The 14,881-nt window shown below is 65.4% G+C and carries 13 protein-coding genes and 1 pseudogene; 9 read left to right on the top strand and 5 right to left on the bottom strand.

Annotated features, from left to right (window positions below):
- Positions 1–54: 54 nt before the first annotated feature.
- From AC07U1_RS01550 to AC07U1_RS01540, 3 genes are all read left to right on the top strand, one after another.
- Complete coding sequence (locus AC07U1_RS01550; RefSeq protein ID WP_495178694.1) at positions 55–1,533, top strand: calcium-binding protein; 1,479 nt, start codon at positions 55–57, stop codon at positions 1,531–1,533.
- 83 nt (positions 1,534–1,616) lie between these two features.
- On the top strand, positions 1,617–2,360 hold the full coding sequence (locus AC07U1_RS01545; RefSeq protein WP_495197622.1) for a 2OG-Fe(II) oxygenase: 744 nt from the start codon (positions 1,617–1,619) through the stop codon (positions 2,358–2,360).
- 50 nt (positions 2,361–2,410) lie between these two features.
- Entirely contained in the window at positions 2,411–2,992 is a 582-nt protein-coding gene (locus tag AC07U1_RS01540; protein WP_495178692.1) for an ECF-type sigma factor, read from the top strand.
- Positions 2,993–3,035: 43 nt separating this feature from the next.
- Here AC07U1_RS01540 and AC07U1_RS01535 read toward each other — a convergent pair whose 3' ends face one another.
- The 4 genes from AC07U1_RS01535 to AC07U1_RS01520 form a co-directional block, all read right to left on the bottom strand.
- Entirely contained in the window at positions 3,036–5,474 is a 2,439-nt protein-coding gene (locus tag AC07U1_RS01535; RefSeq protein ID WP_495178691.1) for a serine/threonine-protein kinase, read from the bottom strand.
- Between the two features lie 64 nt (positions 5,475–5,538).
- Positions 5,539–7,032, bottom strand: a complete 1,494-nt coding sequence (locus tag AC07U1_RS01530) for a helicase HerA domain-containing protein (RefSeq protein WP_495178690.1) — start codon at positions 7,030–7,032, stop codon at positions 5,539–5,541.
- Positions 7,033–7,397: 365 nt separating this feature from the next.
- The gene (locus AC07U1_RS01525; RefSeq protein WP_495178689.1) at positions 7,398–8,288 is read right to left on the bottom strand and encodes a hypothetical protein; all 891 of its coding nucleotides are present in this window, start codon (positions 8,286–8,288) and stop codon (positions 7,398–7,400) included.
- A gap of 3 nt (positions 8,289–8,291) precedes the next feature.
- Positions 8,292–9,320: a hypothetical protein gene (locus AC07U1_RS01520; RefSeq protein WP_495178688.1), complete on the bottom strand. Its 1,029-nt coding sequence runs from the start codon at positions 9,318–9,320 to the stop codon at positions 8,292–8,294.
- Positions 9,321–9,576: 256 nt separating this feature from the next.
- Here AC07U1_RS01520 and AC07U1_RS01515 point away from each other — a divergent pair, with 256 nt between their 5' ends.
- The 4 genes from AC07U1_RS01515 to gp17 all read left to right on the top strand — a co-directional run bounded on the left by AC07U1_RS01515 (position 9,577) and on the right by gp17 (position 12,847).
- On the top strand, positions 9,577–9,747 hold the full coding sequence (locus AC07U1_RS01515; RefSeq protein WP_495197621.1) for a GIY-YIG nuclease family protein: 171 nt from the start codon (positions 9,577–9,579) through the stop codon (positions 9,745–9,747).
- 339 nt (positions 9,748–10,086) lie between these two features.
- Positions 10,087–10,689: a hypothetical protein gene (locus AC07U1_RS01510; RefSeq protein ID WP_495178687.1), complete on the top strand. Its 603-nt coding sequence runs from the start codon at positions 10,087–10,089 to the stop codon at positions 10,687–10,689.
- A gap of 56 nt (positions 10,690–10,745) precedes the next feature.
- The gene (locus AC07U1_RS01505) at positions 10,746–12,032 is read left to right on the top strand and encodes a DNA-packaging protein (protein ID WP_495178892.1); all 1,287 of its coding nucleotides are present in this window, start codon (positions 10,746–10,748) and stop codon (positions 12,030–12,032) included.
- Positions 12,033–12,067: 35 nt separating this feature from the next.
- Complete coding sequence (gene gp17 / locus AC07U1_RS01500) at positions 12,068–12,847, top strand: tail completion protein gp17 (RefSeq protein WP_495178686.1); 780 nt, start codon at positions 12,068–12,070, stop codon at positions 12,845–12,847.
- A 77-nt stretch (positions 12,848–12,924) separates the two neighbouring features.
- Here the strand turns inward: gp17 and AC07U1_RS01495 are convergent, their stop codons facing one another.
- Entirely contained in the window at positions 12,925–13,263 is a 339-nt protein-coding gene (locus tag AC07U1_RS01495) for a hypothetical protein (RefSeq protein ID WP_492736134.1), read from the bottom strand.
- Positions 13,264–13,311: 48 nt separating this feature from the next.
- Here AC07U1_RS01495 and AC07U1_RS01490 point away from each other — a divergent pair.
- Both AC07U1_RS01490 and AC07U1_RS01485 read left to right on the top strand, forming a co-directional pair.
- Positions 13,312–13,518, top strand: a pseudogene (locus AC07U1_RS01490) (phage tail tube protein); the annotation flags it as partial.
- 22 nt (positions 13,519–13,540) lie between these two features.
- Complete coding sequence (locus AC07U1_RS01485; RefSeq protein ID WP_495178685.1) at positions 13,541–14,869, top strand: phage tail protein; 1,329 nt, start codon at positions 13,541–13,543, stop codon at positions 14,867–14,869.
- The last annotated feature ends 12 nt before the right edge of the window (positions 14,870–14,881 follow it).

Here is a 14,881-nt window from a genome sequence, read left to right as displayed (position 1 = left end):
TGAATATCGGATGTTTAGGCGGCGAGGAGGCCGGGACGCAGAACGGGGAAGATCGTGTTGAAGAAGGTGGCGCATAAGGAAATCGTCGGTACTGCCGGGGACGACAAGATCACCGGGACCGACGGGGATGACATCATCCGGGCCGGTGCGGGGAACGACCTGGTGGTCGGCGGTGCCGGCTATGACGAGATAGATGGCGGGGACGGCGACGACATTCTCTATGGCGCATCGCTGAACGGTGGCAGGGGGACTGATACGCTGGTTGGCGGGTTCGGAAACGACTCGCTCGATATCCGTTTCGATCCGTCCGAAGCGCCGTCGGCCGATCTGCTCTATGGCGGTAAGGGCGATGACCTATATGGTATCGACCATCCGGGCGATATCGTGTTCGAAGATGCCAACCCGCCAGGCCTCTCTCTTTATGGCCGGGATACGGCCTTTGTCCGCATTCAGAATGGCGGCTGGTACGCCAATGAAAATATCGAGACGATTATCGTCGAGTCGGACACGCTGACCTTTCTGGTCGGCAATTCCCGCGACAACCGGATCGAAGGCGGGCTGGGTGACGAGTTGTTGCTGGGCGGCGCCGGGAACGACTCGATTGCGGGCGGCGGCGAAGGCGAGCCGTTCGGTGGCAACGACAGCATTTTCGGCGAAGACGGCAACGATTGGCTGTTCGGGCTGTACGGGAATGATTATCTGGTCGGCGGCAATGGTCACGATCTGCTTTATGGTGGCGACGGTTCGGATGCCCTCTATGGCGAGGACGGCGACGACGAACTGCAAGGGGGTGAGGATTTCGCCACCGACATCCTCGTCGGCGGTGCCGGCAGAGATGTTCTGGACGGCGCGGGCGGACTTGGTGACTATGACCTGATGGACGGTGGTGCCGGCAACGATAGCTATCGTGTCGATACCCCCGCCGATCTGACCTTCGAAGCTGTGGGCGGCGGAAGCGACAGTGTCTATGCCCTCATCGAAGGGGCGGGCTATTACCTCTATGCCAATGTCGAGAATCTGTACGTCTGGGGCAACACGACCTTTGGGGTCGGCAACGAACTGAGCAATCTCATTTCGGCTCGCGACCAGCGCGGTCGACCGGCTAGCGAACTCAACGTCGCCTTGCTGGGCGGTGGCGGCCATGACCTGATCTTGGGCAATGACGTTGCCAACGGCATCTATGGCGAGGATGGCAACGACGAGTTGTACGGTTATGGCGGCAACGACGTCCTCGTTGGTGGCGCCGGCCGCGACTATATCGATGGCGGCGACGGCAACGACGTCATGGCCGGCGGCGCGGCAGGGGACCTGTTTTTCGTGCAAGCGTCGACCCTTCCTTCGATCGACTATATCCTCGATTTCGAAGACGGCCTCGATACGATCAAGGTCGACGGGTATTCGGATTTTGCCGCGCTGCAGCCGCATATCTATCAGCAGGGCGCCGACGCGGTGGTCCAATATGCGGCCGATCGTTTCCTGGTGATCCAGAATTTCAACATGTCGCTGCTGTCGGGCGCCGATTTCGGGTTCTGAGCGGCGGCAGTCGATGTTCGCCGGCATTTGACCGCAAGAAACGGGGCGCTGCGCGCGCTGCGCGAAGCCATGGCGGCGGGATGATGACTGGTATCGCCCCGCCCGCCCGCTCCGCCACCCACCCGATCGAGGCGCGGATCGCCGCGATCGATTGGCCGGCCCTCTCGGCGGCGCTCGATGCCGAGGGCTGGGCGGTGGTGCCGGGGTTGCTGGGCGATGCCGAATGCGATGTGATGGCCGCGCGTTACGATGCGCCGCAAGGGTTTCGCAGCCATGTCCATATGGCGCGGCACGGGTTCGGGCGCGGGGAATATCGCTATTTCGCCTATCCGCTGCCGGAACTCGTCGCGGCGCTGCGCACGGCACTCTATGCGCGGCTCGCGCCGATCGCCAACCGCTGGCACGCGCGGATGGGGATGGCGGTGCGCTTTCCCGATGCCCATGCCGATTTTCTGGCGCGTTGCCAGGCGGCGGGGCAGGGACGGCCGACGCCGCTGCTGCTCTCCTATGGGCCGGGTGATTATAACTGCCTGCATCAGGATCTGTATGGCGAGCATGTCTTTCCGCTGCAGGTCGCGGTGCTGCTGTCGGCGCCGGGGGCGGATTTTTCGGGCGGCGAGTTCGTGCTGACCGAGCAGCGCCCGCGCATGCAATCGCGCGCCGCGGTCGTGCCGCTGGGCAAGGGCGACGCGGTGGTCTTTGCGGTCAACACCCGGCCGGTAAAGGGCGCGCGCGGCGATTATCGGGTAGCGATGCGCCACGGGGTAAGTGCCCTACGAACCGGTCAGCGCCGCACCCTCGGCCTGATCTTCCACGACGCGGGGTGACGCGAGCGAAGCCCGCTTGCCAAACTGCTGGTCTGGCCGCATAAAATCATTTGGTCAGACTTGCTGGCGGGCCGCGTTGCGGGGGAAAGTCGATCGATCCGGATACGCCCCCTGAGGACGACCTGCCCGGTCCCGCCGACGCGCTGGTGGCGGGCCTTTATGCCGAACTGCGGACGATCGCGCGGCGCGAGCATTATCGCGCCGGCGGCCCCCAGACCTTGCAGACGACGGCGCTGATCAACGAGGCCTATGTCAAATTGCGCCGCGCCGACGGGTGGGAAAGCCAGTCGCATTTCCTCGCCTGCGCGGCGACCGCGATGCGCCACATATTGATCGACGCGGCGCGGGCGCGGCTGGCGTCGAAGCGCGGGGCGGGGGATTACAGCTTTACCCAGAGCCTCGATTCGCTCGCCGCCGCGGTGCCCGAGGACGAACAGGTGCTGAAACTCGGCGACGCGCTCGAGGCGTTGAAGCGGCAGGACGCCAATCTGGCGCAGGTCGTCGATTGCCGTTTCTTCGCCGGGATGGACGAGCGCGAGACTGCCGACGTGCTGGGGGTAACCGACCGAACGGTGCGCCGTTGGTGGGTACAGGCGCGGGCGTGGATCCATCAGGAAATGGCCGCGGCTTAAGGCCTGCTGCCATGAGCCCAATGGTCGCCGGCGCGGTCCCGGCCTAGCCCGCTGCGGCGATGCGTTTGCGCAGCGCCGCGACCGATTGCAGATAGGGGATGCCGCTCGGCCCGGCCTTGCGGAAGATCGCGTCGGCGTCGTCGACTTCCCGGCGCGCTTCGGCGAGGCGGCGCTGCTTCAGGCGCAGGATCGCGCGGGCGCGGCCGAGGACGGCGGCGGGGAGACCGGGGGGCATGGCGTCGAAAAGCGGCTGGAGCTGATCGATCAGCGCCTGTGCACCCGCAACGTCGCCGGTTTCGGCGCGCGCCTCGGCGAGCGCGGCACCGATGATGATCGTCGGCAGCGCCTTGGGCGAAAGATTGTCGGCCGCCATCGGATAGGCTTCCTCCAACGCTTTGCGCGCCGCTGCATATTTGCCAAGCGGCATCTGAGCGCGGCTCAATTGCACCAGGTCGACCGCGAGGCCCGCCGATTCACCGAGCGTCGCGCGGCGCTGGGCGACGAGGGCGATCAACAGCGGTTCGGCCTCGGCGGGCTTGCCGAGCCGGATGAGGCGCAGCGCCTTCAATTGGCGGATGTTGAGGTCCGATCCGCTGTTCTCATCGCCCGAGCGGGCGATCACCGCCTCGGCACGCGCGATGACCGGCGTCATCGCGTCGAGCTGGTTGGTTTCGATCATGTAGACGAGGATATTGTTATAGACCGACAGCAGGTCGCGATGGTTTTCCTTCCACACCGCTTCGGCGTCGGGGAGGGTCGAGACGAGGAGCTCGATCGCCTCCTGGGTCTTGCCCGTACGGCGCAGATATTGGGCCTTCGCCTGTTTGAGTTCGACGATCTGCAGGCGGTAGCGCATCGGATCCGTCGCAAAGACGCGCTCGGCGTCGGCGAGCAGCGCGGGCATTTCTTCGGTATTGTCGATCGCGGCGGCGCCGGCCGCCTTTTTTACCTTCAGGTCGGCGGTCGCGGCGGCGCTGTCGCTGCCCACGCCGCGTTCGAGGGCGCGGCTGACGAGGGTGTAGGAGCCTAGGTTGTCTTCGAGGTTTACGTAGAGGTTGAAGAGGGTGGCGACGAGGACCGCCGATTCCTCGCTGTGGTCGAGCGAATTGGCGAGCTTCTCGGCGGTCTGGTCGAGCATCTGCTTGACCGTCGCGGTCTCGCCCTCGTCGGTCGCGGCGGTGTCGCGGAGCATTACGGTGAGCAGCCGGTTGATCGCTTCTGACCGTTTGGCCTCGGCGAGCGCGGCGTCGCGTTCGATCGCGGTGGCGCGCGCCTGCCAGGCGATGCCGCCCGCTCCGACGAGCAAGGCGGCAAGCACCGCGGCGGTCGCGGCGACGCCCCAGCGGTACCGGCGCAGGAAACGCCCCGCCATATAGCGGGTCGACCCGTCGCGCGCGTGGACGGGCAGGAACTGCTGGTGGCGCGCGACGTCTTCGGAGAGCGCGCTGACGCTGAGATAGCGTTCGGTCGGGGTGCGGCGCATCGCCTTCATCACGATCGCGTCGAGATCGCCGCCGATCTTGCCTGCGGGGACCGGGCCGGCGCCGGTCGCGGCGGCGCGGCTGGGCAGCGCCGCATCCTCGTAAAGCACGCGGCGGATCATCGCGGGGACCGAGGATTTTTCGGTGCGCCAGGGGCTTTGGCCGCTGACCAGTTCGTAGAGGACGACGCCGAGCGCATAGACGTCGGTCGCCACCGTCGCCTCGTCGCCGCCGAGCTGTTCGGGGGCGGCATAGTCGGGGGTGAGCATCGCCTGCGTCGTTGCGGGCAGGGCGGCGCTGTCGTCGAGCAATTTGCCGATCCCGAAATCGACGAGGCGCGGTTTTCCCGCGGGGTCGATCAGGATGTTCGAGGGTTTGATGTCGCGGTGGACGACGAGGTTGGCGTGGGCGAAGGCGACCGCGTCGCACGTTTCGCGGAACAGCTTGAGCCGCGTGTCGAGGTCGGCGGCGTGGCTGCGGCACCAGGCGTCGATCGGTTCGCCGTCGACATAGTCCATGACGATATAGGGCCGGCCGTCGGGGGCGACCCCGGCGTCGATCAGCCGCGCGATCCCCGGATGGTCGAGCCGCGCGAGCAGGCGGCGTTCGCGCGCGAAGCTTTCGGCGCGCTCGGCGGCATCGACGCGCAGCAGCTTGAGCGCGACCTTCTGGTCGAAATCGGCCCCCGCACGGCGCGCCAGATAGACCTCGCCGAGCCCGCCGCGCCCGATCAGCCGGTCGATCGTGAAGCCGCCGACATCCTGCCCGGCGGCGAGCGAGGTGTAGGCGGCGGGCGGCGCTTCGGTGCCGAGCGGCGGCGGCGTCCCGTCGAGGATGCCCTCGCCGCGCGACGCGGTGAGCAGCCCGCGCACCGCGGTGACGATGTCGGGGGCGAGCGCCGATCGGGTCAGCCGCCGGGTCTGGGTATCGGGGGGCAGATCGACCAGTTCATCGAACAGCGCCTGGATGGCCTGCCAATCGTCCCGGTCGAGTCCCGCCATATGATGTCCCCCTGTCCTCGGTGTAGGGCAAGACAGGGAGAGGTCAATCGCTGGAATCGCGGCGTTATTCGGCCTCGGTGCTGAGCCCCAGCGCGGGGATGCCGATCGAGCGGCGGCCGCCGAAGTCCGAGCGGACGACGACCGCGCCATGTTTTTCCATATAGTCGACGAGGCGGCGGATGCGCCCCGGCGAGCGGGTGCCGTAAGCGCGGCCGAGCGCGTCGTCGTCGGGGCAGGCCAGCCCCTCCATCGCGGCGCGGCCGATCTGGACGAAGGGCGCGAGCATGTCGTCGGGCAGGCGCGACGCGGCGTCGAGCAGGTCGGCCCAGCGCGGGTCGGCGGGGTCGAAGATGCCGCCCTTCGCGAGCGCGAAGCGGCGGCGGAACTGCGCGAGGTCGAGCGGCACGCGCGCGAGCCGCGCCATGCGGCAGCGCACCGAGAAGTCCTGATAGAGAAAGGCCTCGGGATGGAAGGCGCCGTCGGGGTCGGCGAGCATGTCGTGCAGCGCCGCGACGATGCCGGCCTCGATATCCTCGGCGGCGGCGGTCGCCGCGGCCTGTGCCGCCTCGACCTCTTCGGGGCTGAGCGTGGGATCGGGTTCGGCTTCGGCGAGCGCGAGGTCGTCGTCGTGCGCCGCGAACTGCCGCATCAGGTCGTGCGCGGGGACGGGTTTCGGCGGTGGAGGAGGGGGCGGCGGCATCGTCTCCAGCTCGGCGAAGAGCATCGTGCGCATGTCGTGCGGTTCGGCATCGGGCAGCGGCAGCAGGCTGTGGGTGCCGGCGCGGGTCGCGGTCTGGGTCGCGCCGATGCGGATCGACACCGGGCGGCGCGAGATCGCGGGGCCGAGCCCGAGGAAATGGCCGCGGTCGAGGTCGCGGATCGCCTCGGCCTGGCGGCGTTCCATGCCGAGCAGGTCGGCGGCGCGCGCCATGTCGATGTCGAGGAAGGTGCGCCCCATCAGGAAATTGCTCGCCTCGGCCGCGACATTCTTGGCGAGCTTGGCGAGGCGCTGGGTCGCGATCGCCCCGGCGAGCCCGCGCTTGCGGCCGCGGCACATCAAATTGGTCATCGCCGACAGGCTGGCGCGGCGGACGGTGTCGGACACGTCGCCCGAGGCGCTGGGCGCGAACATCTGCGCCTCGTCGACGACGACGAGCGCGGGAAACCAATGCTCGCGCGGGGCGTCGAACAGCGCGTTCAAAAAGGCGGCGGCGCAGCTCATCTGCGCCTCGATATCGAGGGTGTCGAGCGCGACGACGACCGAGGCGCGATGTTCGCGGATGCGCGCGCCCATCGCCGCGATCTCGCGCTCGCTATAGTCGCCGGCGTTGATCACGACATGGTTGTAACGGTCGGCGAGGGTGACGAAATCGCCCTCGGGATCGATCACCACCTGCTGGACGAGGCCGGCGCTTTCCTCGAGGATCCGGCGCAGCAGGTGCGACTTGCCCGACCCCGAATTGCCCTGCACGAGCAGGCGCGTCGCGAGCAGTTCCTGCACGTCGATGCGGACCGCATTCTGCGCGGCGTCGGTTCCGATGGTGATGCTGCTGTCCACGATGGACTGCCACTAACGGGGCGGGGGCGGGGTGGCAATGGTGGGCCGCGCGTGCCGTGAGTCGCGTCAGGCAATCGCCAAGTGCGGAGTTACCCATTAGTCCTTTTTGGGTGAGCCGAGACGGCAGGAAACTAACGATTCCGGACCCACTGCTTTCAAAATGGTTCGTTCAGACCGCTGCCGTTCCGTTGGATTAGTCGAAGGGCAGATAAAGCCCAGCCTTCATTGTCGCGCGGGGGCATCTAATAACGGCTCAAAACAGAGCAACGTGCTGCTTCACGAGCGGTCTGTCCGAGCGTGGAGGCGTGTCTGGAGACACGCATCGAAACGGCAAGCATTTACGGACGTAGCATAAGCAGCCCTGGTCAGATAATTTGTCTTCCAACTGTGCGAACTATTTCAGTATAAACCAAGCAAAACCAATAAATTAATTCGTCGATGCATAATTTGCAGACGATCTCGGACCCGCCAAGCTTTACAAGGTCGATGTTTCGCTCGCCGTTGCGGTAATGGAACATGCGGTTTCGAAGTGATGCAAAGAGGTGAGACATATCGTTAAAAGGGACTCTGAATAGTATGTCTCCTTGATCCTCAAATTCCATGCCTGCGACAGCCGGCTTTACCGCAGCGTACAGTTCAGATTTTAACCCGTCTACAAGACCAACATCGTAGCCGCTGATTGAAAAGTCAAACAGAATGCCGTTAAGATTACCTTGCGCTGACAGTGTAGGTAAAGCCTTGGATAGAATTTTCAAATCACCTTCTTTTCCATCAGCGACAAGTGACTTAAGAAAGCTTTGAGATCCAGCGAAGTTCTGGTGAGAAAGCGCGTAGAGCATCGGGAATGCTACCGCCGTAAATTCCATAATTCTGTAAAGGTAAAGAAAGGATTCTGTATAATTTTGCTCTTTTCGAGCAACCAAGCAAAGTACTAGCTCATCTCTAATCGTCACAAAGAATCTGTTATTTCGAGCGCCAACCGTGCCAAGGAGTCGGGCGTAATCATCAAGGTCCACATTTGAATCAAATAACAGTCGAACCACTCGAGCTACCTTGTGGGCGCGAAGCGGTCTTGTCCTAAGCTCGTTCCGACGAAGCTTGAGTAAACGGCCGGATGATCGATCTTTAATGTCAACATTTCCAACAATCATTCGTACTATTTCGTGAAGTGCATATCCATTGGAACCTAGGCCGAAAGGCCTGGTCGGCGCGTCTGCGACAATAGCAGGTTCAGAAAGGTCGAAATTTCGAACCATTTGTTATTCGACCATCGTCTTTTCAAAGAAGACTTGCGTCAATTCGTCAGAATCAATGTCCTTATATCGATCAAAGTTTGCAAATAAATGCATAGCAAGCTCACGCCTAAACTTTCCAACGTTGATCTTAGAGACGTTGAGAGCAGAGAACGAGTCTTCAAACGTCTCAGTTAATACTCTGAAATGATCTTTGCTTATTGCCTTTAGAGAGATGAAGCTTTTCTTCGCGCCAACGGCAAACCCGACGAGATTATTGCCAAGGCGCAACCAGTCGCGAGCTGTATTGTCCTTCGAAAAATTATCGACCAAATCAAGAATATCAGAAAAGGATACGTCTGATGTGGTAAGATCGGAATCCATCACCTTCCCAACAAGTATTTCATCTAGCTTAGATTCAATAATCCTAGAATTCTCATTGTTTACACTATTTGTCAAAAAGGCGGTATATGCTGCCGCTATGTCTCCACGCTTAAATGCCCCATGCGGCTTGGATATTTCAGTATCTTTTTCAGACGATATAACGATATCAAGATGATCTGTATCGAGTACGCCTTTTGTAAGCATCTCTATCTGATGGCGTGCCGTCATCGGCTTCTGCCCATTATTTAATGTGATCATTCGGTACAATAAATGGTCATATCGTTCCGCTATAATCACATTGACGCTCAAAGTTCCGTAAGCATTGAACTTTGGATCTTCTGAAGCGTCGCGCAACGTATTTAGCCGCTGCATGCCGTCCAATATGTATCCTTCTCCAACATTTTCTTTTACAAATTTTTCGATACGTTCTGCATCAAGCTCATCAGAAACTTGGTCGTTGACGAATGCCAACGTTATGGGCGGCATCATGCATCCGCGAAGAATGTCGGTTTTGAGGCGATCGTAGAACTTTTTCCGCTGCACCTTCCTCTGTTCCTCGAACTTGTCGATCAGGGGGTAAAGGCTATCGAGCGCATATCGATACGTGGTCACGCCAGTTGCCACGGCGCTGCGAATCACTTCGTCTTTAACGACGCTATAGACGGTAATCATCGTATCCCCGATCTAATGCCATTGGGCGCTGGTCCACAAGGAGCAGGCTAGGGCGGTTGGGTCCATGCCGCCAGAAAAATTAACGGTGCGCAGATGGCGGGCAATATTCAGGGCGAGATCGCGCTATCGTCGGTAACTGGCTATCAAAAATTTATGAATCACAGGCCTGGCGGAGCGGTAGCAGGCCGAGACCTTCGAGGGTTACACCAAAGATTATGGCATCAAACGCCTCGTCTGGTTTGAACGGCATGGGGCGATGGACACCGTGATCCTGCGCGAGAAGCGCATCAAGCGATGGGTGCGGCCGTGGAAATATGATTTGATCAACGCGATGAACCCGACCTGGCGCGACTTGGCCGAGGATTTCGGGTTTGAGCCTTTGTCGCTTGGAAGAAGGAAGGCGGGTCCCGGGTCAAGCCCGGGATGACGATGGGGCCTCGCGTAAAATCCTCCCTGCGCCGAAGGCGTGGGGAGGTGGCGGCGCGAAGCGCTGACGGAGGGGCTTTGGCGCTACCGTCGCTGCCCCTCCACCACGCCCTTCGGGCGCGGTCCCCCTCCCCATGGCTTCGCCACAGGGAGGATTGGCCGGGTCCGTCTTGGCTCGCTTCTGGCAATGAACGTCATATTGGAACCATATAGGTTATTATCCTTGACATCGTCACGCTGATATGGCACATGAGCCTCATCATGCAGAATTGCGAGTCGGGCCGGGGCCTCTTCCGATGCGGAAGGGCTTTCCGGCCCTTTTGCTTTGGAGGCGGGCGATATGGACGAGGTGGAGCGGAACGAGGGTGACGATGAGGGCGAGGAGATTACCCCCTATAGCGCGGGGCCGGCGCAGCGGCGTAAGGCGAAGCCGCTTCGCTGGACCAAGGCGCGACGCACGGCTTTCCTGACCGAGCTGGCGCACAGCTGCAATGTCCGGCGCGCGCAGAAGGCTTCGGGGATCAGCATGCGCGGCGCCTATGCCCTGCGCTATCGCGATCCCGAATTCGCGAGCCAATGGCAGCAGGCGCTGGAACTGGGCTATGCGCGGCTGGAAATGGCGCTGGCGCGGCGGGCGCTGGAGGTGCTGGGCGAACTGCAACTCGACGAGCGCGAGGAGCCGCTCGAGAAGATGACGGTCGAGCAGGCGATCGCGGTGATGAACCAGCATCGGCGTAGCGTCCAGCAGGGGCGCGCGCACCAGCGGGGGCTGCCGCGCGTCGCGACGCAGGAAGAAACCGACGCGGTGCTGCTGAAGAAGATCGCGATGATCAAGCGCCAGCGGGCGCTGCGCGGCGTGACCGTCGACGGCGGCGAGCTGGTCGCCAAACCCGCGCCGCGCGAAGGCGATGCCCCCGATGGCGCATCGGACGGTGGCGCGTGACGCTGGAATCGACGCCGGTCGCGCGGCAGGCGCGGTCGGATGGCATTTTTGCCGACATGGGGGACATGACGCCGAGCGAGTGGCGCAGGCTGATGCGCGCGCTGAGCAAGGGGCAGAAGGCCGAGCTGATCGCGCGCTGGTACGGCGCGGAGAACAAGGGGCAGCGTACCCCGCCGGGCGACTGGCGGATCTGGCTGATCCAGGCGGGGCGCGGGTTCGGCAAGACGCGCGCGGGCGCCGAATGGGTGAGCGAGATGGCGCGCGATCGGCCGGGGGCGCGGATCGCGCTGGTCGCGGCGACGATCGCCGACGGGCAGCGGGTGATGATCGAGGGGCCGAGCGGGCTGCTGACCGTGGCGCGGTCGCACGAGACGCCGCGCTGGGTCGCGGGGCGGCGCGAGCTGCTGTTCGACAGCGGCGCGGTGGCGATGCTCTATTCGGCGGAAGCCGGCGAGGAATTGCGCGGGCCCGAACATCATGCGGCCTGGTGCGACGAGCTGGCGAAATGGCGGCGCGGGACGGCGGCGTGGGACAATCTGATGCTGGGCATGCGGCTGGGTGAGCATCCGCGGGTGCTGGTGACGACGACGCCGCGGACCAATGCGGCGATGCGGCGGGTGCTGGCGGCGCCGGGCATGGTGCCGACCTATGGGCGGACGGGCGAGAACCCGCACCTGCCCGAAAGTTTCGTCGAGGCGATGCTGGCGAGTTATGGCGGGACGCGGCTGGGGCGGCAGGAGCTGGGCGGCGAGATGCTGGAGGATGTCGAGGGGGCGCTGTGGAGCCGCGCGCTGGTCGAGGGGTGCCGGGTCGATGCGGATGCGGTCGGCAAGCCGGTGCGGGTGGTGATCGGGGTCGATCCGCCGGCGACGTCGGAAGGCGACGCGTGCGGGATCGTCGTCGCGGCATTGCTGCGCGACGGGCGGCTGGCGGTGCTGGAGGATGCGAGCGTCGAAAAGGCGTCGCCTGGCGTGTGGGCGCAGGCGGTCGCCGCGGCGGCGGCGCGCCGGGGCGCCGACCGGGTGGTGGCCGAGAGCAATATGGGCGGCGAGATGGTGACCGGCACGCTGCGCCAGGCCGATTGCACGCTGCCGGTGGTGCCGGTGCATGCGAGCGTCGGCAAGGCGCGGCGGGCCGAGCCGGTCGCGCTCGCCTATGAGCGCGGGCAGGTGGTGCATGCGGGGGTGTTCGCGGAGCTGGAGGACCAGCTTTGCGGGTTCCAGGTCGGCGGCGGCTATGCGGGGCCGGGGCGGTCGCCCGACCGGGCGGATGCGTGTGTGTGGGCGCTGGCGGAGTTGCTGCGCGGGATGGGCGCGGCGGGGCCGGGGGTGCAAAAATTATAGCGCCGCTTTCGGGCGCGACGGGTCAGGAGAACATCATGAACTGGTTTGGCCGAAAGGCCGCGTCGACGGCGACGCGGCCCGCTTTGTCGCGGGTGTATGGGTCGTGGAGCGCGCCCGCGCCCCTGTCGTTCGAGGCGCAGGTGCGCAGCGGATATCTGGAGAATCCGATCGTGCGGCGCAGCGTGCAGCTGGTCGCCGAGGCGGTCGGCGGGGCGCCGCTGGAGGCGAGCGATCCGGCGCTGGCCGCGCTGGTGGCGGGGACGTCGGGCGGGCAGGGGTTGCTCGAGACGCTGGCGGCGCAGTTGCTGCTGCACGGCAATGGCTATGTGCAGATATTGGGCGACGGGGCGGGGGCGCCGGCGGAGCTGTTCGCGCTGCGCCCCGAGCGGGTGACGGTCGAGGCCGATGCGCGCGGCTGGCCGGTCGCTTATCGCTACAAGGCCGGGGGTAGCGCGGCGGTGCTGGCGGCCGAGGATGGCGCGGGGCGGACCGCGGTGGTGCACGGCGTGTTCGACTGGGTGCCGGCGCGGGCGAGCGCGCCTTATGTCAGCGTCGGCGCGTCCGAGGGGGCCGATTGGGGGACCAAGGATGTCGCGGGACGCGAGGTGCGGCTGACGCTGGCGTTGGTCGGGGTCGGCGCGGCGGCGGGCGATGGCGCGGCGGGGCGGATCGAGGCGCTGGTGCCGGGGCTGCGGGGGACAGGCGATGGCTGGAGGATCGTCGGCGCGCGGGTGGTCCGGACGCGGTTCGGCTTTGCGAAGGATGGGGGGTGGCGGCACGAGATCGTCGTGCGGTGCCGGTGTCTGGTGGGGTGAGGCGATACGTCGCCCCCGCCTTCGCGGGGGCGACGGTAGTTTTTGCTGCACCTTATGCTGCGGCCTCGCCGCGGCGCTTATTCGCCGCCGGGCAGGGTGTTGGTCGAGCTGTAATCCTTGAACTTGTCGGTGAAGTTCGCGTGATAATCCTCGATCTGCATGTCGGCGTCGTCGGTGGCGTTTTTCTCGCTGTCGCCGGCGGCGCGGCCGAAGGCGATCACCGCGGCGCGGAAGGCGTCGCGCTCGGCCGAGCAGGTCGATTTCAGCGCCATTTCATATTCGGCCTCGCCCATCTTGGCCTCGAGCGACTTCTTCATGTCGTCGCGCAGGCATTTGGTGAAGGCGGCGCGCGTCGTGTCGACGCTGGCGGTCGACGCCGGCGCCATGGTGGCCAGAAGTATCGTTGCAATCAGCATCCTGCGACTCCCCGTTTACGCATGATTTTATGTTGAGGAGATTAGACGATGGCAATCGAAAATGGGAGCGCCTTTTTGCTCAAGATCGGCGACGGCGGCGTGCCGCCCGCGTACCAGACGGTCGCGGGTTTGCGGACGACGCAAATGTCGGTGAACGGCGAGGCGGTCAACGTCACGACCAAGGACAGCGGTGGCTGGCGCGAGCTGTTGTCGGGCGCCGGGGTGCGCTCGGTTTCGGTGAGCGCGGCGGATATCATCGGCGCGCGACGGGACCGAAGTGCGCCGGGCACCGCTGTCGGCGCTGCCCGGGGCGATCCGGCTGCGGCATTACGAACCCGAGCGCGACTATCAACTCGGCCAGCAGAGCGCGCTGGTCGCCGGCGGCGGGCGGCGCGAAGACCGGATCGACCTGCCAGCGGTGTTGCCGGCGGGCGGTGCGCGGACCCTGGCGCGGCAAATCGCCGCGGCGGCGGCCGACGGCCGCGAGACACGGGTGTGGCGCGGCGACCTGGCCGCGCTGGCGCTGCCGGTCGGCGGGGTGGTGACGTTGAACGATGCGAGCGCGTGGCGCGTGGCGTCGCGGACGGTCAAGGATGGCGAGGTCAGGATCGAGCTGCTGCGCTACCAGCCGGTGACGATCGCGGACGGGGAGGCCGATCCGGGGGTGTCGGTGCCCGCGCCCGACTGGCCCGACAGCGAAGGCGTGGTGCGGCTGTTCGACCTGCCGAACCTCGGCGGCGGCAGCGCGACCGCGCCGCGGATCCTGGTCGCGGCGGCGGGGGGCAATGACGGGTGGCGCGGGGCCGAGACCTGGCTGGTTCCGGCGCCGGGCGCCGAGCCGATCCCGGTCGGGACGATCCGCCCCGCCGCGGCGCTGGGAGTGCTGGCGACGGCGCTGGACCCCGGCGGCGCGACGCTGTTCGACATGGAACGCAAAATATCGGTTTCGCTGACGAATCCGTCGATGGTTCTGATGTCGGTCGACGATGCGGCGCTGCTCGGCGGCGCCAATCGCGCCATGATCGGCGACGAGTTGATCCAGTTCGGCGTCGCCGAAGCGCTGGGCGAAACGACCTGGCGGCTGTCGCGCCTGCTCCGCGGGCGGGCGGGGACCGAGCGGGCGGTGGCGCATGCCGCCGATACGCCCTTTGTCCTGCTCGACGACGCGGCGCCGGTCGTGCTTCCCGATGCGCTGGCGGGTTGGGCCGACGGCGGCATGGCGTCACTGCAATGGGCGGCGCGCGGCGGCGCCGAACTGACCGAGGTGGCGGTGCCCGATACGGCGGCGGCGCTGCGCCCGCTGGCGCCGGTGCATGGCGCCGTCGCCGGCGATGGCGCGGGCGGGATGCTGGTCGCATGGGTGCGGCGGAGCCGGACCGATACCGGCTGGCGCGACGGGATCGACCTGCCGCTCGGCGAAGGACGCGAGGCCTGGCGGGTGACGGCGGTGCCTCCGGTGGCGGGCATCGGTCCGTGGGAATGCCCCGCCGCGTCGCTGCACCTCGGCGCGGCGGAGGTCGCGGCGCTGCCGCCGGGCACGAGCCTCGCCGTCCGCCAGGTCGGCGATTTTGCCCTGTCGCTACCGCTTATTCTTCCCCTCGATTGAAAGGATTAGGTG

It is taken from the genome of Sphingopyxis sp. GW821-FHT02C12 (genome assembly GCF_059421785.1).
The sequence above is the reverse complement of the archived record's forward strand: the minus strand, read 5'-3'. Positions and strand labels throughout refer to the sequence as shown.